This is a genomic window from Duganella hordei (assembly GCF_040369125.1).
In the GTDB taxonomy this organism is placed as follows: Bacteria; Pseudomonadota; Gammaproteobacteria; order Burkholderiales; family Burkholderiaceae_D; genus Rugamonas; species Rugamonas hordei.
Map to the genome: position 1 here is coordinate 189,883 of NZ_BPWI01000006.1, position 22,719 is coordinate 212,601.

A 22,719-nucleotide genomic window follows, 5' to 3' on the forward strand; every position below is an offset into this window, starting at 1 on the left:
AGGAGAAGTGATGATCACTCCACGAACCTGGTTGCCTTGCATCGCCAGCGTGTTACTGCTGTCGGCCTGCGCGACAGATGGTGATACCGTCCGTATCGCCAAACCTCAGGCGTCGACGCTGGAGAGCGCGCTGGCGGAAGCCGGCACCGCGTTGGCCTCCGGACAAAGCGACAAGGCGCAAGTCATCCTGAAAGGCGCCGCCGCAAACTACCCCGCCGACAAGACTCCCTGGCTGCATATGGCCCAGATCAAGTTTGACCGCGCCAGCTACGGCGAGGCGATCATGAATGCGCTGGAAGCGCTGCAACGCGACCCCAGCGACAAACTCGGTAACAGCATCGTCGCCGTCAGCGGGCTGCGTCTGTCGACCAAGGCGCTGGCGGACCTGAGCCAGCAAAATAATCTGAACGGTTCCTTGCGCTCCGAGGCGCAGGATCTCGCCAAACTGCTGCGCACCAGCCTGGGCGAGGACGTGCTGGTGCCGACCCCGAACAGCGCCGCCCGCAAACCGGCGCCGGTTGCCGCAGCCGGAAGGAAAACGGCGCCGGCAAAAAGCAGCAATCAGACCAACAGCAATGATCCTTTCGGTGGATTGAAATAACCTGCCGTCCCGCAGTTTCCCTTTCGATGGAGTTTGTATGGCTAATGGTGACAGTGTCCAAAAGCGCCTGACCAAGGTGCGTCCGCCGCGCGTCCAGATGACTTACGACGTGGAGATCGGCGATGCGATGGAAAACAAGGAGCTGCCTTTCGTGGTCGGTGTGGTCGGTGATTTCGGAGGCAATTCGGATTCAGAGAAAAAGCGCCTGAAGGACCGCAAGTTCGTCAGCATCGACAGCGACAATTTCGATGAGGTGCTGGGCGGGGTGGAGCCGGTGGCGCGCTTTGAAGTGCCGAATCAGCTCAGCGACGACAACACCAGCTTCAATGTGGAGCTGCGCTTCAAGTCGATGTCGGACTTTCGTCCGGAGTCGGTGGTGCGGCAGGTCGAGCCGCTCGGCAAGCTGCTGGACACGCGCAGCAAGCTGGCCGACCTGCGCAACAAGCTGGCTGGCAACGACAAGCTGGAAGACATCCTCAGCGATGTACTGAATAACACCGACAAGCTGGCCAGCTTGAAATCCACCAAGGGAGGCTGACAATGTCCGCACATGCAAATCAAGTGCAGGCGACAGCAGCAGCCGAAACGGTCTTGGATGGCGCCAGCCTGCTGGACCAGATCGTCGAGCAAAGCAAGGTCGCCAAGTCCGACGTGGAGCACGAGCGCGCCAAGGACATCATTTCGGAGCTGGTCAGCCAGGTGCTGGAAGGGACGGTGGTGATGTCGAACAATCTGTCCGCCACGCTCGACGCGCGCGTGGCGGAACTGGATCGCCTGATTTCCCGTCAGTTAAGCGCCATCATGCACGCTCCGGCCTTCCAGAGGTTGGAGCAGAGCTGGACCGGCCTGCATTACCTGGTCAAGAATTCCGCTACCGGCCAGGGGCTGAAAATCCGCATGCTGAACGCCACCAAGCGCGAACTGGTGAAGGACTTCCAATCCGCGCTGGAATTCGACCAGAGCTCGATGTTCAAGAAGGTCTACGAAGAGGAATTCGGCACCTTCGGCGGCGCGCCGTACGCCGCGCTGCTGGGCGACTTTGAAATCTCGCGCCAACCGGAGGACATGTACTTCATCGAGCAGATGTCGCACGTGGCTGCGGCCTCGCATGCGCCGTTCATCGCCTCCGCGTCGCCGGAACTGTTTGGACTGGAGAGCTACGGTGACCTGGGCAAGCCGCGCGACCTGTCGAAAGTGTTTGACACCGTCGAATATGCCAAGTGGAAGGCGTTCCGCGAATCCGAGGATTCGCGCTACGTCGGCCTGGCGTTGCCGCGTTTCCTGGGCCGCCTTCCGTTCAATCCGGTCGACGGCACCACGGTCGAAGGATTCAACTTCGTCGAGGAAGTAGACGGCACCGACCACCAGAAGTACTTGTGGTGCAACGCCGCCTACGCTTTCGGCGCCAAGCTGACCAAGGCCTTCGACGATTTCGGCTGGTGCGCGGCGATACGCGGCGTCGAGGGCGGCGGGCTGGTGGACGATCTGCCCACCCACACCTTCAAGACCGACGAAGGCGAAGTCGCGCTCAAATGCCCGACCGAAGTGGCGATCACGGACCGTCGCGAGAAGGAGTTGAGCGATCTTGGTTTCATCTCGCTGGTCCACTGCAAGAACACCGCCTACGCGGCCTTCTTCGGTGCCCAGTCCGCGCAAAAGGCCAGGAAATACAACTCGGAAGCCGCCAACGCCAACGCGGTGCTGTCTTCGCAACTGCAGTACATCTTCGCCGTCTCGCGCATCGCGCACTACATGAAGGCCATGATGCGCGACAAGATCGGCAGCTTCGCGGCCGCCTCCGGCGTCGAGGATTTCCTCAACCGCTGGCTGATGAAGTACGTGCTGCTGGACGATAACGCCAGCCAGGAACAAAAGGCCCAGTTCCCCCTGCGGGAGGCCTCGGTGCAGGTGCACGAGGTGGCGGGGCGGCCGGGCGTTTATCGCGCGGTGTCGTTCCTGCGGCCGCACTTCCAGCTCGACGAACTATCCGTTTCCCTCCGTCTGGTCGCGGAGCTGCCGCAGTCGACCAACTACTGATTTTCACTTAACCTGAGACAGGAGCATGCAATGGCAATCGACGTCTATCTGTACATTGATGGCATCAAGGGCGAATCCAACGACGACCGGCACAAGGACTGGATCGAGTGCAAATCGGTCAGCTTCGGCGTGGAGCAGCCGAAATCGGCCACCGCTTCGACTGGCGGCGGCCACACGGCGGAGCGCTGCGAGCATCGCGACATCGTGCTCTCCAAGCTGGCCGACCTGGCGTCGCCCATCCTGCTGCAAACCTGCTCGGCCGGGCGCACCATCCCCAAGGCCAAGTTCGAGTTCATGCGCGCGGACGCGCAGGGTGAACGCGTCAAATATTTCGAGATCGAGATCGAAAACGTCCTGATCGGCGCGGTCTCTCCGGCCGTGGAGGAGGGCGACATCCTGACCGAGGACGTCGCGCTGAAATTCTCCAGGGTCAAATGGAAGTACACCCAGCAGAAAATAAGCGGCGGCGCGGGCGGCAACACGTCCGGCGGCTGGGACTTGTCCAGCAATCGCGTCGTCTGACGATCCCCCCAGCGCCCGCTGCGGATTGTGCGGCGATTCGCCGCGGCGCGCTTTTCTGGCCAGGCCGGTCCGGCCTGGCCATTTTTTGAGAGTACGCGATGAAAGGTTTTACTCCCGGCCTGTTCGACCGTTTGCTGGATTCGCGCGACGGCGCCAGCCTCTCGCTGGAGCAATGGAAGGACGCGCTGGCACGCGATCTCGAGGACTTGCTTAACACGCGCTGCGCGCTGTCCGAAGAGCTGCTGCGCGCTTATCCCGAATGCGCCCGCTCCATCATCAACTACGGGCTGGTCGACTTTGCCGGCATGTGCCTGAGCAGCAACGAGGACAGGGCGCGCGTCTGCGCCTGCCTGAAGACCGCCATCGAGCGCCACGAGCCGCGCCTGCGCAACGTGCAGGCCCGCCTGGAGCGCGAAACGGGCTCGATCAACCGCGTCAGCTTTGCCATCAGCGCGACGCTGACCGGTTTGCCGATGCGCGAAGCGGTCAGCTTCGACGCCGTGCTGCAGCCATCGTCGCTGCACTATTCAATCAACCGTAGCAACCGGGGAGTGTAGGCATGAACCTCAACCTCAAGACCTTGATCGGGAAATTGAACGACACCACCCGGCTGGCCGCAACCCGCGCCGCCAGCATCTGCGTGGCGCTGGGACAGTACGAGGTGGAGGTGGAACATCTGTTCCTGGCCCTGCTGGAGCAGGAGCGCTGCGACGTGGTGCTGATCGCGCGCCAGTCCGGTGTCGCCGTCGATGCGCTGGAGGCGGACCTGCATCATGAGATCAGCCAGTTCAAGACCGGCGGCACCCGCACGCCGGTGTTCTCGCGCCACTTGCCGCTGCTGCTGGAGCATGCATGGCTGATCGCCTCGCTGGCGACGCCGCAGCCGGACCGCATCCGCAGCGCGCACCTGCTGGTTGCGCTGCTGACGGAACCGGACCTGGCGCAATTGGCGCTGCGCGCTTCGCCGCTGTTTGCGCGGATTCCCATCGATGAGGTCAAGCACAAGCTGGAGAAATATACCCATGGCTCGCAGGAAGAAACGGCCGCAACCGACGCAACCCCCGCCGCCACGCTTGCCGGCATGGCGCCGCAGAGCGGTCCACGCACGCCGGCGCTCGACCAGTACACAACCAGCCTGACGACGCTGGCCCACGACGGCAAGCTCGATCCGGTGATCGGCCGCGAGACGGAAATCCGCCAGGCCATCGACATCCTGATGCGCCGCCGCCAGAACAATCCTATCCTGACCGGCGAGGCCGGCGTCGGCAAGACCGCTGTGGTGGAGGGCCTGGCGCTGCGCATCGCCGCCGGCGACGTGCCGGATGTGCTACGTGGCGTCGAGATCCGCACGCTGGACATGGGGCTGCTGCAGGCCGGCGCCAGCGTCAAGGGCGAGTTCGAGAACCGCCTGAAGAACGTTATCGACGAGGTCAAGCAAAGCCCGCACGCCATCATCCTGTTCATCGACGAGGCCCACACGATGATAGGCGCGGGCGGCCAGGCCGGCCAGAACGACGCCGCCAACCTGCTCAAGCCTGCGCTGGCGCGCGGCGAACTGCGTACCATCGCGGCGACGACGTGGAGCGAATACAAGAAGTACTTCGAAAAGGATGCCGCGCTGGCGCGCCGCTTCCAGGTGGTCAAGGTCGATGAACCGGGCGAAGAAATCGCCAGCGCCATGCTGCGGGCGATGACGCCGCTGATGGAACGTCACTTCGGCATCCGCATCCGCGACGAAGCGGTGACCGAGGCGGTGCGGCTGTCACATCGTTATATCAGCGGCCGGCAATTGCCGGACAAGGCCGTCAGCGTGCTGGATACGGCCTGCGCCCGCGTCGCGTTGGCGCAAAGCGGCGCGCCGGCCCTGCTGGAGAACGCCGCCAAGGCGATGGAACGCCTGCGCGTGGAAACCATCGCCTTGGAACGGGAAGAGGGTGGACGCCAGCACGCGCAGCGGCTGCGGAAGCTGAAGGAAATGCATGCGGAGCTTGAAACCGAACACGCACAACTCAGCGAACGCTGGCAACGCGAGCAGGCACTGGTGGCGGCGATCGCCCGCCAGCGCACCGCCGGCGACGGTGAGGCGGAAGTCCGCGCGCTGCGCGAGGAACTGGCGGCGCTGCAGGGCGAGACGCCGCTGGTGCCGGTGGAGGTGGATGCCGCGGCCGTCGCCGCCATAGTCTCCGGCTGGACCGGCATCCCGCTCGGGAAAATGGTCAAGGACGAAATCCGCACCGTGCTCAAACTGCAGGACGCGCTGCAGGCGCGCATCCTCGGCCAGCCGTACGCGATTGCTAGCGTGGCCCAGCGCGTGCGCACCGCGCGCGCCAATCTCGACGACCCGAACAAGCCGAAGGGCGTATTCCTGTTCGTCGGCCCGTCCGGCGTCGGCAAGACCGAGACGGCGCTGGCGCTGGCCGACCTGCTCTACGGCGGCGAGCGCAAACTGCTGACCATCAACATGAGCGAATACCAGGAAGCGCACAGCGTCTCCGGCCTGAAAGGTTCGCCGCCCGGCTACGTCGGCTACGGCGAGGGCGGCGTGCTGACCGAGGCGGTGCGCCGCAATCCCTACAGCGTGGTGTTGCTGGACGAAGTGGAGAAGGCCCACCCGGATGTGCTGGAGCTGTTCTTCCAGGTGTTCGACAAGGGTGTGCTGGACGATGCCGAAGGCCGCGAGATCGACTTCCGCAACACCATCATCATCGCCACCTCGAACGCCGGCTCGGCCGCCATCATGCAGGCCTGCCTGAACAAGGAGACGCCGCCTGCCGCCGACGAGCTGGAGGCGCTGCTTCGCCCGCAACTGGTCAAGCACTTCAAGCCGGCCTTCCTCGGGCGGCTGAAGGTCGTGCCGTACTACCCGATACCGGATGCGGTGCTGGCGCAGATCATCGCGCTCAAACTGGACCGCATCGGCCGGCGCATCCAGGACCAGCATCATGCGGAGTTCAGCTACGACCAGGCGCTGGTCGACGCGGTGCTGGCGCGCTGCACGGAAGTCGATTCCGGCGCCCGCAATGTCGATCACATCCTCAACGGCAGCCTGCTGCCGGAGATCGCCGAAGCGGTGCTGCAAAGGATGTCGGAGGGCGAGGCGATCGCCGGGATCAAGGTGGGCGCCAGCAAACAAGGACAGTTCAGGTACACCATCAGATAACACGGAGGTCGCCGATGTTAAGTATCGATCAACTGCTGTTGCCAATCAGCGACACCCAACCCTGCGGCGAAGACACCTGCTTCAGCGTGGAAGTGGACCGCATCGCGCAGGCGCGCATGCACGACGATCCCACGCTGGACCAGGGCGAATGGATCGCTGCGTTGAAGGAGGCCGATTGGGACTTCGTCGCCGCGCACTGTGCGCGGATGATCGCCGCGAAGAGCAAGGACCTGCGGCTGGCCGTCTGGCTGGCCGAGGCCAACGCCAAAACACGGGGATTGCGCGGACTGGGCGATGGCTACGCGGTGCTGGCCGGCCTGTGCGACCGGTTCTGGGATGGCATGTACCCCGCAGGCGACGACGGCGACTACGACCAGCGCATCGGCAATCTGTTCTGGCTGTTGAGCCGCACGCCGGCGCTGGTCAGCGACGCGGCGTCACCCGCGCCGGCGGATGCGGAGTACTGCCTGGCCATGCTGATGGCGCTGGAGCGCGTCGTTGACCTGCGCCTGGGCGCCGACGGTCCCGGCTTCAGCGCGGCCAGGGACGCCCTGCAATCGGCACTACGCGCCGTTGCGCCGGTCGGCAGCGCGGCTGCGCTGCCCACAACGGATGCCGCAACCGGCGCCGCCGCCGTCAACGCAGGCGGCTTATTGCAGAGTCGCCAGCAGGCGCTGGCCCAATTGCGGCTGGTGGCCGATTTCTTCCGTAGCACGGAGCCGCATAGCCCGGTGGCCTACCTGGCCGACAAGGCCGCCAGTTGGGGTGAGATGCCATTGCATGTGTGGCTGCGCACGGTCATCAAGGATCCCGCCGCGATTGCCGGCATTGAAGAGCTGCTGGATGCTCCCGCCTCCGGCAATTGAATGCTGCACTGCAGCGAGTAATCTTTCCTTTAGTACTATAGCTTCCGATTAAATAGTGCTAGCATGAATCAGAAGTCCGTGTTCGTCCGCTAGGGGAAAGCCATGAACAATCTGAAAATAGGAACGCGCCTGGCGTTTGGTTTTTCGCTCATTTTGCTGTTGCTGACGGCGATGACCATCATCGGCATCCTGCGCCTCAGCAGTGCCAGCGCGCTGACCGACCGCATGATCAACGAGAAGGTCCGCGAAGAACGCCTGATCGCCGAATGGGGCAAGATCATCGAAGTCAACGCCGCCCGCACCACCGGCGCCTGGATGGTGGCCGATCCCGCCGATCAGAAAAAACTCGAGGACATGATGGCCGCATCGTCCGGCCGCGCGACGCAAATCCAGGACCAGATCGGCGCCGGCATCGACGACGAGGAACTCAAGCCGCTGTTCAAGCAGGTGCTGGAGACGCGCAAAGCCTACACCGATATCCGCAAGGCCGTCTTCGCCGCCAAGAACGCCGGCGATATGGAGCGGGGCAAGAAGCTGTACGAGACCGACATGAACCAGGCGCGTACCCGCTATCTGGACGCGCTGAAGAAATTCTCCGATGAGCAGGCGGCGCTGCTCGATGCGGCAGCCCTGGAAATCCAGCATCAGTACACCAGCGGCCGCACGCTGCTGGTGATGCTGGGGCTGGCCGCGATTGTGCTGGGGATGGTGGCCGCATGGTGGATCACGCGCACCATCACGCAGCCGATCAACGAAGCGGTGAAGGTCGCGGAATCCGTCTCCTCGGGCGATTTGACCAGCGATATCCAGGTCAACAGCAGCGATGAAACCGGGCAGTTGATGAGCGCCCTCAAGAACATGAACTCCAACCTGGTCAATATTGTCGCCCAGGTGCGCAACGGCACCGACCTGATGGCGACGGCGTCATGCGAGATCGCCGCCGGCAACCAGGACCTGTCTTCGCGCACCGAGGAGCAGGCCAGTTCGCTGGAGGAGACCGCGTCGTCGATGGAGCAGTTGACGTCGACCGTGCGCTTCAACGCGGAGAATGCGCGCGAAGCCAACCAGCTGGCCGCCACGGCGTCGGAGATCGCTAGCCGCGGCGGCTCGGTGGTCGGAGAAGTGGTGACCACCATGGGATCGATCAACGATTCGTCGCGCAAGATCGTCGATATCATTTCCGTCATCGACGGCATCGCGTTCCAGACCAACATTCTCGCGCTGAACGCCGCGGTGGAAGCGGCGCGCGCCGGCGAGCAGGGACGCGGCTTCGCGGTGGTGGCTTCGGAAGTACGCGTGTTGGCGCAACGCTCTGCGGCGGCGGCCAAGGACATCAAGGCCCTGATCGACGACTCGGTGCAGAAGGTGGCGCTGGGTTCGGACCTGGTCGACAAGGCCGGCCGCACCATGGGCGAAATCGTGCAGAGCATCAGCCGCGTCACGCAGATCATGAGCCAGATCAGCCACGCCAGCGAAGAGCAGAGCATCGGCATCGCCCAGGTGAACGACGCGATCACGCAAATGGACCAGGTAACGCAGCAGAACGCGGCATTGGTGGAGCAGGCGGCGGCAGCGGCCGAATCGATGCAGGAACAGTCGGCAAGACTGGCCGAAGCGGTCAGCGTATTCAAGCTCGATGCCGCGCAGTCTGCGCCGGCGCCCCGTCGCCTGGCAAAGGCGCCGTCGCGCGTAGCCCTGCCACGGCCTACCGCATCGACGGTACAATGATGGTCTATGACTCCAGCACTTTCCACCCGCGCGCATTGCGCAAGCTGCCTGCGGCCGCAGCGTACCTGCATTTGCCGCTGGGTGGCGCCGCTGCGGAACCAGGTGGAAGTGCTGATCCTGCAGCATCCGCTGGAAGTCGATAACGCCAAGGGCAGCGCGCGGCTGCTGCATCTGAGCCTTGCCAACAGCCGGCTGGAAGTCGGCGAAGAATTCGCGCCGGAGCGCATGCAGGTCATGCTGTCGCCGGAGCGGCGCAGCGTGCTGCTGTATCCCGATACTGTGGAGGACAAGGCCTTGGGCCTGGCTGCGGCGCAGCCGTTCGATCCGGCGTGGCTGGCGGCGCCGGCCGCGCTACGGCTGGTGGTGCTGGACGGGACATGGCGCAAAAGCCGCAAGATGCTGTATCTGAATCCGGCGCTGCAAAGCCTGCCGCGGCTGCCGCTGCGCGACACGCCGCCGTCGCATTACCTGATCCGCAAGGCGCATCTGCCGGATCAGTTGTCGACGCTGGAGGCCACTGCGTACGCGCTGGCACAGCTGGAAAACGACGCGCACAAATACAATCCGCTGATCGATGCTTTCGATGGCTTCGTCGCGCAGCAGGCAAGCTACACGCCGCAGCGAGCTTTAAACGGTCAGCTTTAAGCGATCAGCTTTAAGCCCGGCGGCAGCGCATCGCCCAGCATGCGTTTCTCATCCGCTTGATCCAGCTGAACCACTTCACGCACCATCGCGCGCCAGTTGGCCGGGGCCCCGGCGGCTGCAAGGCGGCGCAGGATTTCCTCCCGCAGCGTTGCATCGATGTCGCGCGAGCGGTCGCCGGTCATGCGCGCCAGGTGGGCGGCGGCATAGCCTGCCGGCTCCACTTTTTTCCAGTCCAGCGCAAGGATGGCGGCCAGCCATTGTTCGACGACTTCCTTAGCCACCACGTCGTGCGCGCTGCCGTGGAAAGGCTGGCGCGCACCGACCCGGCTCAGGCCCCACAGGAAGCGCGCCTGCGCCGCCTTGTCGGCCGATTCCAGCCGGCCCAGCATCCACGCGCCGATTTCGGCCTTGTAGTTGCCGGGGATGCGTTCCAGCGAGGCGCCGAGGCGCAGCATGTCTTCGTCGCTGCCGTTGACCAGCGTGTGCGGACGGCGTCCGCGTTCCTGCGCGTCGGCCTGCACGTTGAAGGCGAAATCGTCCAGCACGCGCAGCTGTGCTTCGACACTCAATCCACCCGCCACGCGGCGCCACAGGGTCCACCACTCGGCGCAGACCTGGCTGTCCTTGTGATGCTGGACGCCGGTTTCATACAGTGCCCACAGCTGCTCGATACGCCACTCGTCCAGCGTGTAGCCGAAGCCTGGACGCAGGCAGTAGCCGCTCAGGTTGAGCCACGCGCGTTCATGTTCGGACGAGCGGCGGCGTCCCTTGGCGCGCTGCATCAGCGCGTCGAACAGGCGGCGCAGCAGCGGCGTAGGCCAGCTTTCGCGGCTGCCGAGCAGGTGTTCGAGCTGCGTGCGCAACTGCTTCACTTCCTTGACCTCGACCTGCTGCGCGCGGCTGCCGAAGATGCGGTCTATCTTGTCGATGGCGGCGTCGAAGCCGGCGGGCATCGGCGCCTCTTGCGGTGGAGCCGTGTCGGCATCGTCGTCGGCGTGGGCCGCATCGCCGCGCAGCTGGAATTCCAGCCGCCAGCGCTGCGCGCCTTCGATGGCGACGCAATGCACCTCCAGCGTACCCACTTCGCTCAGCGTGGCGGCCAGTTGCACCGGCACTTCCTTGCGGGCGTCGGCGGCGCCGCTGTCGCGCAGCACGGTGGCGATGGGCGGCAGCTGGATGTAGTCGTCCGCCTCCAGTTCGACCAATTCTCCTGCTTGCGGTGTGCCGGCTTCGGAAATCGACGAGGCCAGGTGGAAGCGCACCGGCCGGCCGAGGCGGAGCGCGAAAGTGCGCTCGGCCAGCAGGATTTCGCGATTCTCGACGCTGCCGCGCGGCAGGATGCAGATGGCGCGGCGCGGCTGGTCGGATCGCTGTGCGTCATCCAGCAGCAGGAAGTAGCTGCGCGGCGAGCCGCCGCCGATCAACGGCGCTTGTCCAGCCTGGCCGAGCGCGTAGGCCACTCCGCCTCGTGCGACGGCGACGTCGGGATTGTCGTTGTGCAGAACGCGCAGAGGCTGGCCGCGCCAGTTCGCCAGCGTGGCCTCGAGGCGGCGGGCCAGCGCGTCGGCGCGGAACACGCCGCCGTTCAACAGCAGCGTGTCGGGGATGGGGATGGTGCTGTTGTCCGCAGGCAGGCCAAGGGCTGCGCGCGCGGCGGCGGCATGCTGGCGCAGGAAGCCGGCCAGATGGCGCGTGACCGCGGCGTCGCTGGCGTAAGGCAGGCCGAATTCGACGATCGCCGCGCGGCCGCGACGTGCGGGTTCCTGTGTTTCGTTCAGCGGGAAGAAGCCGTCGACGACCAGTGACGCCACTTCGTCGCGGGTCAGGTCGGCGGAGCGCGAACCGCCGATAAGGCGCGAGCCGGAGCCGAGCAGGGTGACGGTGGTGCGTTCGGGGGCATCGGCCGCCAGCAGCAATTCCTTCGCCGCCCGACAGCGTTCCGCCAGTTGCGACAGGCGGCTGGCGGACAGGCGTGCCGGTGCTGCGGCATCGCCGGTCGCGCCCGACGACGACGCCATGCGCGCCTCGACCAGATGGGCCAAGGCCAAGTCCATGTTGTCGCCACCCAGTATCAGGTGGTTGCCTACGCCGATGCGGCTGATCTGCGGCAGGCCATCGACCGTCTCCACTTTGATCAGACTGAAGTCGGTGGTGCCGCCGCCGACGTCGCACACCAGCACCAGGCGCGTGTCGGCGAGGTCTGTGGCAAGCGTGGCACGTTGGCGGAACAGCCAGTCGTAGAAGGCCGCCTGGGGTTCTTCCAGCAAGCGCAGGTCCGGCAGCCCGGCCATGCGCGCCGCCTCCAGCGTCAGCGCCCGTGCGCCTTCGTCGAACGACGCGGGTATCGTCAGCACCAGCTGCTGGCGCTCCAGCGGGTGTGCCGGAAAGCGCGTATTCCACGCGGCCCGCAAATGGGCCAGATACGAAGCACTGGCCGCCACCGGCGACACCCGGGCCACATCCGCCTCCGCCCCCCACGGCAATATCGGCGCCGTGCGGTCCACGTGAGGATGCGACAGCCAGCTCTTGGCGCTGGAAACCAATCGCCCCGGCACCTGCGCGCCCAGCGTGCGAGCCAGCCTTCCGACCACCACCTGCGACAGCCCGGCCACATCGGCGACGGGCCACGGCAACTGCAAATCGCCATCGGCCAGCTCGCCGGAAGCCGGGTGGTAGCGCACGGAGGGCAGCAACGCACCGGCGCCGACTTCGCCCGGCGCCACCAGCTGCTCGATATCGAACAAGCGTATCTGCGCGCTGCCCGGCTCGGAATAAGCCAGCACCGTGTTGGTGGTGCCCAGGTCGATGCTGACGACGTATTGACTCATGCTTAGCTGGCTGCACCCGCGCGCACGTCGAACTCCACCTTCCAGCGTTCGCCGCCATCGGACACCGCTTGCAGTTCCAGCGTGCCCGACTCGGTCGCCATCGCATGCAGGCGCACCTGCACCACGTCGCCGGCCTGGCGGCCTTCCGGCGACAGCGTCGCCTGGATCTCGTTCAACTCGATCAGCTCATCGGCGCCCCAGAAGTCCAGCAGATCGCCGATGCGGTCCTGGCGGCGTACCGACGAACCGAAGAAGCGGAACTGCACCGGCTCGCCGACCACCAGGCCGAATTCCTGGTTCGGCAATTCGATCTCGCTGCCTTCCTCCATGCCGAACGGCGCCACGCACAACGCCTGGATCGGCGGTTCCATGCCCGGGATGGCCGGCATCGACGACTCGATCGCCACATAGTAGGCGCGTGCCGTGCCGCCGCGTATGCGCACGCCGCTGCCACGGCGCACGTAGCTGTAGTAAGCCGCGCCGCGCGCCACCGCCAGATCGAGATCGGCGCCGGCCAGCATGCGCGCAGGTTCCGCGCCTTCCAGGTACAGCCATTCGTTGATGCTGTCCATGATACGCTGCGCCAGCAGGTCCGACTTGAACACGCCGCCGTTGAACAGCACCGCCGTAGGATGGAGGAAGGTCGCCTCGGCGGACTGCTTGCCGGCGTAGCCTTCCAGTTCGCTGGTGGCGCCGGCCTGGCGCGCCAGGAAGGCTGCCAGGTGGCGCGTGATGCCGGCGTCCTGCGCATACGGCAGGCCAAGCTGCGTCAGGCCCGCGCGCGTGCGCACGGCCGGACGCGCCGACGCTTCCACTTTCGGGAAGAAGCCGTCGAGGATGAAGGTCGTCACTTCGTCGCGCGTCAGTTCGGTGCGGATGGAACCGCCGATCAGTTTCGAGCCGCGGCTCGGCACCACGATAGGCCAGGTCTCGACTGTCGCATCGGCCAGCAGTTTTTCCTTGGCGCTGCGGCAGCCGTAGGTTAGTGCGCGCATCTGCCAGGCGTCGAGCTGGGTGCCGTTGGCGGCCAGCTTGCGCGCCACCAGGTGCGCCAGCGCCAGGTCCATATTGTCGCCGCCGAGCAGGATATGGTCGCCGACGGCGATGCGGTGCGGTTCCAGCACGCCGTCGCGTTCCAGCACGGCGATCAGCGAAAAGTCGCTGGTGCCGCCGCCCACGTCCACCACCAGGATGATGTCGCCCGGCTTGACGTCCTTGCGCCAGCGGCCTTCGCTGCCCTGGATCCAGCTGTACAAGGCCGCCTGCGGCTCTTCCAGCAAAGTCAGGTTGGTGTAGCCGGCGGCGCGCGCCGCAACGGCCGTCAGCTCGCGCGCGCCCGGATCGAACGATGCGGGAATCGTGACGGTGACCGCCTGCTCGCCGAACGGCGCGTCAGGGTAGGCCTGCTCCCACGCCTGGCGCAGATGCGACAGATAGCGGGTCGAGGCTTCCAGCGGCGATACGCGTGCGACTTCTTCCGGCGCGTCATTCGGCAGCAGCGCACTGCGGCGGTCCACGCCAGGGTGGCTAAGCCAGCTCTTGGCGCTGGAGACCAGGCGGATCGGCGTGGTGGCGCCACGGCTGCGCGCCATCTCGCCGGCCACGCCGGTCAGTTCTTCAGCGGACTGCTGCCACGGCAGGCTCAAATCGCCCGGCGCCAGTTCGTCCGCGTGCGGCAGGTACAGGAAGGACGGCAGCAGCGGCAGTTCTTCGACGGTGCCCGGCGCGGTCAGCTGCGGAATGGCCAGCACGCCGTGGCGGGTCTTCTCGCCGTCGCTCGCTTGCAGGTCCACATAGGACAGCGCGCTGTGCGTGGTGCCCAGGTCGATGCCGATGGCGAAACGCGGGTCGCTCATAATTCCACCTCCGCCGGCGCGAGGATGGCGGCGTCGTGCGCTTCGGCCAGTTTCGGCAGGCGCACGTTGGCCGCGCGCCAGCCGCGATGGCTCAGCGCACCGCGGAACGGCGCGCTGCCGACAACGTTGCCGGTCAGGCGCACGGCGCTGGCGTCGAAGCCGTCTTCCAGCACGATGCGGCTGCCTTCGGCTTCGCTGCGCACCGGTTCGATGGTGAAGTGCTCGCGCAGCACTTTGCTGCAGCCTTCATGCACCACGCGCGCGGCGGCGCCGATGTCGGCGTCGGAATAGGCGCTCAGGTTTTCCTGGGTGAAGTCGATCAGGCGGGCTTCGCGCTGGAACAGGCTGAGCAGCTGCAGAGCGGCGTCCGGCGTGGCGACGCGCAGCGGTGTTGGCGCCGGCATCGGCGCGGCCGCCGGTTGCGGCGCATCATCGATGCGCGTCAGGCGCGCAGCGTATTCGGCGTCGGACAGGGCACGAAAGAATGCGCCGATCGCGATCGAAATCCGGCTGAAAAAAGACGGCAATGGTTGGGTCGAGTTATTCATGTTTTTGCTCGTATCGGGATGAGTGGGCTGGGGGCGCGCGCAGGCGCAGGGAAGATCCATCCCCCGGAAGCCCTGCATGATACCAGCTTGCCCCCGCGCTACCCAAGGCGCCCGGCTCGCACTATTGATATTTCGCTTGATATGGCGGTTTCGAGCGCATAGAATACTGGATATATATACAGTATTTTGAGTTATGCCGGCCTTGCCATGAATAAGCACGATGAAAACAATCAGGAGCAGGTGATGTTGCCGCCGCCTTCGCTGAAGGCGCAGAAGGGGCGTGGCGCGGTGTCGAACCTGCAGGGCCGCTTCGAAGTCAACGCGCGCGAAGCCTACGACGACGGCTGGGAACGCGAGGAAGAGGAGGCCAAACCGTGGAAAACCCTGGTCACCGACGAATACTGCAAATCCATCCTCAGCCGCAACGCCTCGCCGGACTTGCCGTTCGGCGTCTCGCTCAATCCCTATCGCGGCTGCGAGCATGGCTGCATCTATTGCTTTGCGCGGCCCACGCACAGCTATCTCGGCCTGTCGCCCGGCATGGATTTCGAGACCAAGATTTTCGCCAAGGTCAACGCGCCGGAAGTGCTGCGGCGCGAGCTGGCCAAGCCCGGCTACGAACCGCAATCGATCGCGCTCGGCGTCAACACGGACGCCTACCAGCCTTGCGAGCGCGAGCGCAAACTCACGCGCCGCGTGCTGGAGGTGCTGCAGGAATGCCAGCATCCGGTGGGCCTGATTACCAAGTCTGCGCTGATCGAGCGCGACATCGACATCCTGGCCGCGATGGCGGCACGGCAGCAGGCCGGCGTCGCCATCACGCTGACCACGCTTGATCCGGCGATCTCGCGCACGCTGGAGCCGCGCGCCGCCGCACCGGCGCGTCGGCTGCGCACGATACGCACGCTGACCGAGGCCGGCATTCCGGTCGCCGTCAGCATCGCGCCCATCATTCCGTTCGTGACCGAGCCGGACATCGAACGGATACTGGAGGCGGTCAAGGAAGCGGGCGCGGTCAGCGCGCACTACACGGTGCTGCGCTTGCCGTGGGAAGTGGCGCCGCTGTTCCATCAGTGGCTGCAGGCGCACTTCCCTGAGCGGGCACAGCGGGTGATGAACCGCGTGCGTGAAATGCGGGGCGGCAAGGATTACGACAGCACCTTCGGCGCGCGCATGAAGGGCGAGGGCGTGTGGGCGGAGTTGATACGACAGCGTTTCAAGATCGCCACCGAACGCCTGGGCCTGACCGGCCGGGGCAGCCGCTTCCACAACATGGACGCGTCGCAGTTCACGCGGCCGCTGGTGGTACCGCCACTGGGCGCGCGCGCCAAGGCAGCCGATGCGGGGCAGCTGGATTTATTCTGAAGGAGCTTGCCGCAGTTCCGCCAGATGCCGCTCGATCTCAAACACGTGCTGGTCATGTTGCCCCAGTTCGCGTAGCGCGGTGGCCAGGTGATTGAGATAGTCGCTGTTCGGCCCGCTGGGTCCGGCGGAGCGGGCAATATGCCGCGCGATTTCCTGCTCGGAGGCCGCGCCCAGGAAGGCGGTGTTGTCCGGCGTGGCGATGTAGACCAGGCCGGTCACGCTATCGCCGACTTCGAATATGATCGGGATGGCCAGGCGTAGGTAGCCGTTCTTTTCGCGATGGTCGAGATGGGCAAACACTTCGGGCGTGATCAGGTACGCCATGCCGTGGCAGATGGCGCCGGCCTCTTCGATGATGGTGACCACGCGGCCCGGCGCTTCAGGCGTGCCGCGATGGTCGTGCGAGCCTTGCCAGAAACGCCGCGTCCAGTTGGCGATGCTGGCCGGGCGGCGTTGCAGGTAAGGGAAGTCGGCCTTGTAAATCAGGGAGCCGTAGCCGAACAGCCAGACGCTGTGGTGGCCGTCGAACTGATCCATCATTTGATTGATGGCGATGGTGTCTGCTGTCATGATGAGTGCTGCCGTTGCCCGATACAGCCAACATTATAATCACGCGGCCGCTTTAAGTTCCCGCGCGACCTGCAAATCCGCCTCCTGGCGCACAAATTCCAGCTGCGTCAAGCCCAGCGACTTGAACATGGCCCGCAGCTGCGCCTCATGGTTGCCCACTAATTCGGCCAGCGCCGGATCGGTTGCGGCGCTGCAACCGGCCACCACCAGCACCACCCGTATCCGCGCGGCGCGTTGGCGCCCCTGATCCGTTTGCAGATGGATCAGCCGATCCAGCCATGCCTTCAGCGTCGACGGAATCGTATAGTTGAACATCGGCGCTGCGATCACCGCCGCGTCCGCCTGCAGGAATTCCTCTAACAGCAGGGCGGCCAACGTGCTCTCCGCGCGCAGGTCGGCATTCATCGGAATGGCGCAGTTCCACTGGTTGCGTATCACTTGCAGCAGCGGGCCGCTGATATGCGACAGCGGCGAGGCGGCCACGTCCCGATAACTGATGGCCGGATTGGCATCGCCGCCGGCAAGCTGCGCCATGACTGCGGCGGTGTATTGGCGGGACGGGCTGTTGTCGCCCAGCGGGCAGGAGTCGATGTGCAGGATGTTCATAAATGAAGCATACACATGCGGCAATCATTGCGGAAGAGGCTAAAACGTATTTTATCTTTGAGCGAGGTCCAGACCCTGCATCGCATGTATCTAATTGCCAATGTTGCAGAGCATGGCTGATCAGCCCTGCGGCACGTTCCATTCATGCGCCGCCACGTGTTCCTGCAGGAAGGAGACAAAGCTCTCGGCCGCCGGCGACAGCGCCCGCGCGTTGCGCGTGTAGACAAAGAAGCGCCGCGTCAGCGCCGGCGATTCCAGCGGCCGCATCCGCAAACCATACAGCTGCACCATCTTCTCCGCATACGGCAGGCACACGGTGATGCCCAGCCGCGCATGCACCATGGCCAGCGCGGTGGTCATGAAGGTCACTTCGTTAAACGGACTGAGCGACAGCTCGCGGAATGACGCGTGCATGTCGCGCAGCAGGCGCTCGGTGAACTGGCCCTGCAGCGAGATGAACGGAAACTCGTCGACGTCAGCCCAGGTGATGCTGGCGCGCTGCTCCAGCGCATGCCCCGGCGGAAAAACCACCACGAACGGCATCTCGAACAGCGGCTGCGACTCGATTTCCGCCGTGGTGTCGCGCTCGGGGCCGATGCCGAAATCGACCTCGCCGCTGAACACCCGCGCCGGGACCTGCTCGACCGGGCTGTCGGCCAGCCGCACCTGCACGTCCGGATAGCGGGCGCGGTAGGCGGCGATCACCTCCGGCAGCAGGGTGCAGGACAGCATCTGCGGCGCCGCCACGCGCACCGAACCCTGCTTCAGCGCCTTGCGGCTGGCGATGTCGGCCATGGCGCGGTCCAGGTCCTGCAGCATCTTTTCAAACAGCGGATACAGTTCGCGTCCCAGCTCCGACAGCTGCGCCTTGCGCGTGGTACGCTCGACAACACGCACCCCCAGCATCTGCTCCAGCTCCTTGATCTGGCCGCTCAGCGCCGATTGGGTCACGCTGAGATGGTCGGCCGCCAGCGTAAAACTGCCGGTCTTGGCCAGCGCCACCAGGGCGCGCATTTGCCGCAAGCTAGGATTCATGGGGAAATCTGATAAATCGAAAGAAAAATACTGTTTGTATGATATCTGAAACTGTCATCTAATGCAGGAATCGAGTTGGAGACAAACATGAAAATCAAGCAAATTCACCATGTGGCCTACCGCTGCAGGGATGCCAAGGAAACCGTCGAGTGGTACGTCAAGCACCTGAACATGGACTTCGTGCTGGCCATCGCCGAAGACGAAGTGCCGTCGACCAAGGCGCCGGACCCGTACATGCACGTGTTCCTGGACGCCGGCCACGGCAACGTGCTGGCCTTCTTCGAGCTGCCGACGCAGGCGCCGATGGACCGCGACCACAACACGCCGGCCTGGGTGCAGCACCTGGCGATGGAAGTCGACACCATGGACGAGCTGCTGGCCGCGAAAGAGCGCCTGGTCGCCGCCGGCATCAACGTGATCGGCCCGATCAATCACACCATCTTCAAGTCGATCTACTTCTTCGACCCGAACGGCCACCGTCTCGAGCTGGCGGTCAATACCGGCACGCCGGAGATGATGCAGAAGCTGGACGCCGTCAAGTGGGACATGCTCGAAGAGTGGTCGCAGACCCGCAAGGCGCCCAAGCACGCGGCCTGGATGCACGCGCCGGCGGTGGAGGTGAAGGCATGAAGCTCGCAACCCTGAAGGACGGCAGCCGCGACGGCCGCCTGGTGGTGGTCAGCCGCGACCTGTCGCGCTACCAGCACGTACCGAAGATTTCGGCCACGCTGCAGCACGCGCTCGACAACTGGGAGCTGGTGTCGCCGCGCCTTGAGCAGATCTACGCAGGCCTCAATTCCGGCGAGGCGATCGACACCCATCCGTTCGACCAGCAGTACTGCCATTCGCCGCTGCCGCGCGCCTACCAGTGGGCCGATGGCTCGGCCTACATCAACCACGTGGAGCTGGTGCGCAAGGCGCGCAATGCCGACGTGCCGGCCTCGTTCTACACCGATCCGCTGATGTACCAGGGCGGCTCGGACAGCTTCATCGGCCCGCGCGATCCGATCTACGCGCTGTCGGAGGAGTGGGGCATCGACCTCGAGGCGGAAGTGGCCGTCGTCACCGGCGACGTGCGCATGGGTGCCAGCGCCGACGACTGCGCCAAGGCGATTCGCCTGGTTATGCTGGTCAACGACGTCTCGCTGCGCAACCTGATTCCGAACGAGCTGGCCAAGGGCTTCGGCTTCTTCCAGTCCAAGGCCGCCAGCGCGTTCTCCCCGGTCGCCGTCACGCCCGACGAACTGGGCGCGCACTGGGCCGACACCAAGCTGCACCTGCCGCTGCTGGTGGACTTGAACCAGCGGCCATTCGGCAAGCCGAACGCCGGCGAAGACATGACCTTCAACTTCGCGCAACTGGTGGCGCATGCCGCCGCCACGCGCGAGCTGGCGGCCGGCACCATCATCGGCTCCGGCACCGTGTCGAACAAGCAGGGCAGCCTGCACGGATCGAGCATCGCCAACGGTGGCGTGGGCTACTGCTGCCTGGCCGAGGTGCGCATGTACGAAACCATCGAAAGCGGCAAGCCGCAAACCGGCTTCCTCAAATTCGGCGACAGCGTGCGCATCGAGATGAAGGACGAGCAGGGCGCCAGCATCTTCGGCGCCATCGAGCAGACCGTCGCCCACTACAAAGAGCGCGGCTGATGAAGCTCTATACCTATTTCCGCAGCTCCGCCGCCTACCGCGTGCGCATCGCGCTGAACCTGAAGGGCCTGGATTACGAGGCGCTGCCGGTGCATCTGCTGCGCAACGGCGGCGAGCAGCTGACCGACGCCTACCGCGCCATCAACCCGTCGGCGCTGCTGCCGACGCTGGACGACGACGGCGCCGTCATCGGCCAGTCGCTGGCGATCATCGAGTACCTGGAAGAGACGCGCCCGCAAGTGCCGCTGCTGCCGGTTGATCCGGCCGACCGCGCCCGGGTGCGCGCGCTGGCGTTGACGGTGGCAGCCGACACGCACCCGCTGGGCAACCTGCGGGTGCTGAAGTATCTGAAGCACGATCTCAACGTGTCGGAAGAGGTCAAGCTGGAGTGGCAGCGGCACTGGCTGCGCATCGGCATGGCGACGCTGGAGACGATGTTGTCCGGCGATGCGCGCACCGGTCTTTACTGCCACGGCGATACGCCGACGCTGGCCGACTGCTGCCTGGTGCCGCAGGTGTTCGGCGCGCAGCGCTTCGGCGTCGACCTGGCGCCGTATCCGACGGTGACGCGCATCCACGACGCCTGCGCCGGGCTGCCCGCCTTCCATCAGGCCCACCCGTCGCAGCAGCCGGACACCGAGTAGTCCGGGGCGCGGATCAGAACCGGCTGGTCAGCGTCACGCTCGCGTTGCGCGAGGCGCCCGGCTGGATCTGCACGTTGTTGATCGCCGATTCAAAGAAGCGCGCGTTGCCCACGTTGTTGACTTTGAACCGCAGGTCGTATCCCTTGCCGCGATAGCCGATCGCCGCATCCACGCGGCCGTAGCCGGGCAGCCGCACGGCGTTGTCGGACAGCGCGAACTGGTCGCTGTTGAGCAGCACGCCCAATCCCGCGCTCCAAGCCTTGCCGATCTCCTGGTCCAACCACAGCGATGCGCGATGGCGGGGCGTCATCTCCGCGCGGTTCCCGCTCGGGATGTCATTCGACGCGACGATGCGCGCGTCGTTGTAGGTATAGGCCGCGCTCACGCGCCCGCCTTGCCATAGCGCCCCTTGCAGCTCCAGCTCCACGCCCTGGTTGCGCTGCTTGCCGACCTGTAGCTGGCGCAGGCCGGCCGGATCTGCGGGATCCAGCGTCAACTGGTTGCGCTGTTCGATGCGGAACAGCGCCGCGGTTGTGAAGAAGCGGCCGCCCAGCCACTCCTGCTTGTAACCCATCTCCTGCAAATCCGTCTGCAGCGGCCGAACCTGCGACAGCGGCGTGCTGCCGGTGTAGAGCAGGTCGCCGCCTCCCGGCTGCGATGAACGACTCAGGTTCAGGTACCACGACTGGCCATCCAATGGCTGATACACCAGGCCCGCGCGCGGCGATGTCACGTTGTCGGTGCGTTCGGCATACCCCTTGGTCAGCCGGTTGGTTTGCTGCTGTTGGAATCGGTCGAAGCGCACACCGGCCAAAGCCTTCCACTGCGGCGCGATGCTGATCTGGTCCTGCAGGTACAGCGCCTGCGTCTTCGCCGTGAACGCGTTGCTCAGCGCAACCGGCAGGGCGCTCAGATTGGGTGCCGGCAGCACGTGCTGCGGCGCGTAGAGATTCACCGGATAGGCGATGCCGGTCTGCGCGGTGACGACGTCGCGCTGCTGGTCCGACAGCTCCAGCCCCGTCAGCAGCGTATGCCCGGCCAGCGTGTAGGTCAGCTCCGTTTGATTGGTCAGGTTGCGCTGCGTCTGCGGGAAGTAGGTGATCTGGCGCGATACGGTGCCATCGGCATTGACGCGGCGATTGCGGGTGTTGACGCCTTCAAGTTCGGTGCGGCTGTATTGCAGCGTGTTTTCCAGCTTCAGATGGTCGTTGAAGCGATGTTCGAGCCTGGCCTTCGCCATATCGCTGTCGGTGCTGGTGTAGTCGTAGGTCTCGCCATACAAGGTTGACGGCGCCACCGCCACCGGCCGGCCCGCCAGCGACGGCACGCCGCGATCGGGCGTGCGGTCCTCGCGCTGGACCTCGGTCTGCAACAGCAGCGACGTGGCCGGCGACAGCGCCACCTTCAGCGAAGGCGCCAGCAGCTTGCGCGTATGCTCGACCACGTCGCGGTAGCTGTCGCCGGCATCGTAGACGGCGATCAGGCGGCCGTTGACGCCGTCGCCCAGGGCGCCGCCGGCGTCAACGCTGACGCGCCGCTCCCTGTTCGATCCCAGCGTGGCCGACACTTCGGTTTCCTGTTTGGCGCGCGGCTGCTTGCTGACGCGGTTGATCAAGCCGCCGGCAGAGCCGCGTCCATACAGCGCGGCAGCCGCGCCCTTGATGACTTCGATCTGCTCTACCGTCGCCAGGTCGCGCGAATACAGCGTGTCGTCGCGCACGCCATCGAGGCTGGTGTCGCGCAGCGAGTAGAAGCCACGGATATAGAATTCGTCGCGGCGGCCTTCGCCCTGGCCGGCCACCACGCTGCTGACGTAGTCCAGCGCATCCTTGCTGGTGAGGGCGGCGCGATCGCGCAGGTTTTCCTGCGTGACGACGCTGACCGATTGCGGCACATCGAGCAGGCTACCCTGGGTCTTGGTGCCGGCGGCGCCCGCGGACAGGCCGTCGGCGATGCCGCTCACGGTGATCTGCTGCATGGTCTGCACCTCTTGTGCGTGCGCGGCGAAGACGAGGCCTGCCAGCAGCAGGGGAATTGGTTTAAGAACTGTTTTCATTGA

Annotated in this window: 20 protein-coding genes; 13 read left to right on the forward strand and 7 right to left on the reverse strand. The window is 65.3% G+C overall.

Going from position 1 to position 22,719, the window contains the following annotated elements:
• The first annotated feature begins 10 nt into the window (after nucleotides 1–10).
• The 9 genes from ABWW33_RS16190 (at nucleotide 11) to ABWW33_RS16230 (ending at nucleotide 9,559) form a co-directional block, all read left to right on the forward strand.
• Complete coding sequence (locus ABWW33_RS16190; protein WP_353402846.1) at nucleotides 11–601, forward strand: hypothetical protein; 591 nt, start codon at nucleotides 11–13, stop codon at nucleotides 599–601.
• 37 nt (nucleotides 602–638) lie between these two features.
• Nucleotides 639–1,139: a type VI secretion system contractile sheath small subunit gene (tssB, locus tag ABWW33_RS16195; protein WP_353402847.1), complete on the forward strand. Its 501-nt coding sequence runs from the start codon at nucleotides 639–641 to the stop codon at nucleotides 1,137–1,139.
• A gap of 2 nt (nucleotides 1,140–1,141) precedes the next feature.
• Nucleotides 1,142–2,638: a type VI secretion system contractile sheath large subunit gene (gene tssC, locus ABWW33_RS16200; RefSeq protein WP_353402848.1), complete on the forward strand. Its 1,497-nt coding sequence runs from the start codon at nucleotides 1,142–1,144 to the stop codon at nucleotides 2,636–2,638.
• A 30-nt stretch (nucleotides 2,639–2,668) separates the two neighbouring features.
• Entirely contained in the window at nucleotides 2,669–3,160 is a 492-nt protein-coding gene (locus ABWW33_RS16205) for an Hcp family type VI secretion system effector (protein WP_176651905.1), read from the forward strand.
• Nucleotides 3,161–3,258: 98 nt separating this feature from the next.
• Entirely contained in the window at nucleotides 3,259–3,717 is a 459-nt protein-coding gene (gene tssE / locus ABWW33_RS16210; RefSeq protein ID WP_353402849.1) for a type VI secretion system baseplate subunit TssE, read from the forward strand.
• 2 nt (nucleotides 3,718–3,719) lie between these two features.
• A complete protein-coding gene (gene tssH, locus ABWW33_RS16215; protein WP_353402850.1) occupies nucleotides 3,720–6,320 on the forward strand; it encodes a type VI secretion system ATPase TssH in 2,601 nt (866 codons plus the stop codon).
• Between the two features lie 14 nt (nucleotides 6,321–6,334).
• Nucleotides 6,335–7,186, forward strand: a complete 852-nt coding sequence (gene tssA / locus ABWW33_RS16220) for a type VI secretion system protein TssA (RefSeq protein WP_353402851.1) — start codon at nucleotides 6,335–6,337, stop codon at nucleotides 7,184–7,186.
• A gap of 102 nt (nucleotides 7,187–7,288) precedes the next feature.
• A complete protein-coding gene (locus ABWW33_RS16225) occupies nucleotides 7,289–8,914 on the forward strand; it encodes a methyl-accepting chemotaxis protein (protein WP_353402852.1) in 1,626 nt (541 codons plus the stop codon).
• 6 nt (nucleotides 8,915–8,920) lie between these two features.
• Nucleotides 8,921–9,559, forward strand: coding sequence for a tRNA-uridine aminocarboxypropyltransferase (locus ABWW33_RS16230; protein ID WP_353402853.1), 639 nt, complete (start codon nucleotides 8,921–8,923; stop codon nucleotides 9,557–9,559).
• Here the strand turns inward: ABWW33_RS16230 and ABWW33_RS16235 are convergent.
• From ABWW33_RS16235 to ABWW33_RS16245, 3 genes are read right to left on the reverse strand one after another with little or no spacing between them, the layout of a single operon-like run.
• Nucleotides 9,556–12,387: an Hsp70 family protein gene (locus ABWW33_RS16235; RefSeq protein ID WP_353402854.1), complete on the reverse strand. Its 2,832-nt coding sequence runs from the start codon at nucleotides 12,385–12,387 to the stop codon at nucleotides 9,556–9,558. The genes ABWW33_RS16230 and ABWW33_RS16235 overlap by 4 nt on opposite strands.
• A gap of 2 nt (nucleotides 12,388–12,389) precedes the next feature.
• Nucleotides 12,390–14,243: an Hsp70 family protein gene (locus ABWW33_RS16240; protein ID WP_353402855.1), complete on the reverse strand. Its 1,854-nt coding sequence runs from the start codon at nucleotides 14,241–14,243 to the stop codon at nucleotides 12,390–12,392.
• Entirely contained in the window at nucleotides 14,240–14,791 is a 552-nt protein-coding gene (locus tag ABWW33_RS16245; protein ID WP_353402856.1) for a DUF2760 domain-containing protein, read from the reverse strand. Before ABWW33_RS16245 ends, ABWW33_RS16240 begins: the two co-directional genes overlap by 4 nt.
• A gap of 207 nt (nucleotides 14,792–14,998) precedes the next feature.
• On the opposite strand from ABWW33_RS16245, the gene ABWW33_RS16250 reads away from it, so the two are divergent.
• Complete coding sequence (locus tag ABWW33_RS16250; protein ID WP_353402857.1) at nucleotides 14,999–16,156, forward strand: PA0069 family radical SAM protein; 1,158 nt, start codon at nucleotides 14,999–15,001, stop codon at nucleotides 16,154–16,156.
• Here ABWW33_RS16250 and ABWW33_RS16255 read toward each other — a convergent pair.
• From ABWW33_RS16255 to ABWW33_RS16265, 3 genes are all read right to left on the reverse strand, one after another.
• A complete protein-coding gene (locus ABWW33_RS16255; protein ID WP_353402858.1) occupies nucleotides 16,148–16,726 on the reverse strand; it encodes a gamma-glutamylcyclotransferase in 579 nt (192 codons plus the stop codon). The two genes, ABWW33_RS16250 and ABWW33_RS16255, sit on opposite strands and share 9 nt — an antisense overlap.
• A 39-nt stretch (nucleotides 16,727–16,765) precedes the next feature.
• Nucleotides 16,766–17,332 (reverse strand): NAD(P)H-dependent oxidoreductase, encoded by a 567-nt coding sequence (locus tag ABWW33_RS16260; RefSeq protein ID WP_353402859.1) that lies wholly within the window; start codon nucleotides 17,330–17,332, stop codon nucleotides 16,766–16,768.
• Between the two features lie 120 nt (nucleotides 17,333–17,452).
• A complete protein-coding gene (locus tag ABWW33_RS16265; protein ID WP_353402860.1) occupies nucleotides 17,453–18,367 on the reverse strand; it encodes a LysR family transcriptional regulator in 915 nt (304 codons plus the stop codon).
• 87 nt (nucleotides 18,368–18,454) lie between these two features.
• On the opposite strand from ABWW33_RS16265, the gene ABWW33_RS16270 reads away from it, so the two are divergent.
• The 3 genes from ABWW33_RS16270 to maiA are packed head-to-tail and all read left to right on the forward strand — an operon-like array spanning nucleotide 18,455 to nucleotide 20,660.
• Nucleotides 18,455–18,997, forward strand: a complete 543-nt coding sequence (locus ABWW33_RS16270; RefSeq protein WP_353402861.1) for a VOC family protein — start codon at nucleotides 18,455–18,457, stop codon at nucleotides 18,995–18,997.
• Nucleotides 18,994–20,016, forward strand: a complete 1,023-nt coding sequence (locus ABWW33_RS16275; RefSeq protein ID WP_353402862.1) for a fumarylacetoacetate hydrolase family protein — start codon at nucleotides 18,994–18,996, stop codon at nucleotides 20,014–20,016. Before ABWW33_RS16270 ends, ABWW33_RS16275 begins: the two co-directional genes overlap by 4 nt.
• Nucleotides 20,016–20,660, forward strand: a complete 645-nt coding sequence (gene maiA / locus ABWW33_RS16280) for a maleylacetoacetate isomerase (RefSeq protein WP_353402863.1) — start codon at nucleotides 20,016–20,018, stop codon at nucleotides 20,658–20,660. The genes ABWW33_RS16275 and maiA overlap by 1 nt, the downstream gene beginning before the upstream one ends.
• A gap of 13 nt (nucleotides 20,661–20,673) precedes the next feature.
• Here the strand turns inward: maiA and ABWW33_RS16285 are convergent, their stop codons facing one another.
• A complete protein-coding gene (locus ABWW33_RS16285) occupies nucleotides 20,674–22,716 on the reverse strand; it encodes a TonB-dependent receptor (protein WP_353402864.1) in 2,043 nt (680 codons plus the stop codon).
• Between the last annotated feature and the right edge of the window lie 3 nt (nucleotides 22,717–22,719).

Excerpts from the sequence above, each read along its gene's own strand:
- tssB (WP_353402847.1), top strand. The coding sequence starts at position 639 with ATGGCTAATGGTGACAGTGTCCAAAAGCGCCTGACCAAGGTGCGTCCG.
- ABWW33_RS16230 (WP_353402853.1), top strand. The coding sequence starts at position 8,921 with ATGACTCCAGCACTTTCCACCCGCGCGCATTGCGCAAGCTGCCTGCGG.
- ABWW33_RS16275 (WP_353402862.1), top strand. The coding sequence starts at position 18,994 with ATGAAGCTCGCAACCCTGAAGGACGGCAGCCGCGACGGCCGCCTGGTG.
- ABWW33_RS16240 (WP_353402855.1), bottom strand. The coding sequence starts at position 14,243 with ATGAGCGACCCGCGTTTCGCCATCGGCATCGACCTGGGCACCACGCAC.
- ABWW33_RS16250 (WP_353402857.1), top strand. The coding sequence starts at position 14,999 with ATGAATAAGCACGATGAAAACAATCAGGAGCAGGTGATGTTGCCGCCG.
- ABWW33_RS16255 (WP_353402858.1), bottom strand. The coding sequence starts at position 16,726 with ATGACAGCAGACACCATCGCCATCAATCAAATGATGGATCAGTTCGAC.
- ABWW33_RS16260 (WP_353402859.1), bottom strand. The coding sequence starts at position 17,332 with ATGAACATCCTGCACATCGACTCCTGCCCGCTGGGCGACAACAGCCCG.
- ABWW33_RS16285 (WP_353402864.1), bottom strand. The coding sequence starts at position 22,716 with ATGAAAACAGTTCTTAAACCAATTCCCCTGCTGCTGGCAGGCCTCGTC.
- tssA (WP_353402851.1), top strand. The coding sequence starts at position 6,335 with ATGTTAAGTATCGATCAACTGCTGTTGCCAATCAGCGACACCCAACCC.
- tssE (WP_353402849.1), top strand. The coding sequence starts at position 3,259 with ATGAAAGGTTTTACTCCCGGCCTGTTCGACCGTTTGCTGGATTCGCGC.
- ABWW33_RS16265 (WP_353402860.1), bottom strand. The coding sequence starts at position 18,367 with ATGAATCCTAGCTTGCGGCAAATGCGCGCCCTGGTGGCGCTGGCCAAG.
- maiA (WP_353402863.1), top strand. The coding sequence starts at position 20,016 with ATGAAGCTCTATACCTATTTCCGCAGCTCCGCCGCCTACCGCGTGCGC.
- ABWW33_RS16190 (WP_353402846.1), top strand. The coding sequence starts at position 11 with ATGATCACTCCACGAACCTGGTTGCCTTGCATCGCCAGCGTGTTACTG.
- tssH (WP_353402850.1), top strand. The coding sequence starts at position 3,720 with ATGAACCTCAACCTCAAGACCTTGATCGGGAAATTGAACGACACCACC.
- tssC (WP_353402848.1), top strand. The coding sequence starts at position 1,142 with ATGTCCGCACATGCAAATCAAGTGCAGGCGACAGCAGCAGCCGAAACG.
- ABWW33_RS16205 (WP_176651905.1), top strand. The coding sequence starts at position 2,669 with ATGGCAATCGACGTCTATCTGTACATTGATGGCATCAAGGGCGAATCC.
- ABWW33_RS16225 (WP_353402852.1), top strand. The coding sequence starts at position 7,289 with ATGAACAATCTGAAAATAGGAACGCGCCTGGCGTTTGGTTTTTCGCTC.
- ABWW33_RS16270 (WP_353402861.1), top strand. The coding sequence starts at position 18,455 with ATGAAAATCAAGCAAATTCACCATGTGGCCTACCGCTGCAGGGATGCC.
- ABWW33_RS16245 (WP_353402856.1), bottom strand. The coding sequence starts at position 14,791 with ATGAATAACTCGACCCAACCATTGCCGTCTTTTTTCAGCCGGATTTCG.
- ABWW33_RS16235 (WP_353402854.1), bottom strand. The coding sequence starts at position 12,387 with ATGAGTCAATACGTCGTCAGCATCGACCTGGGCACCACCAACACGGTG.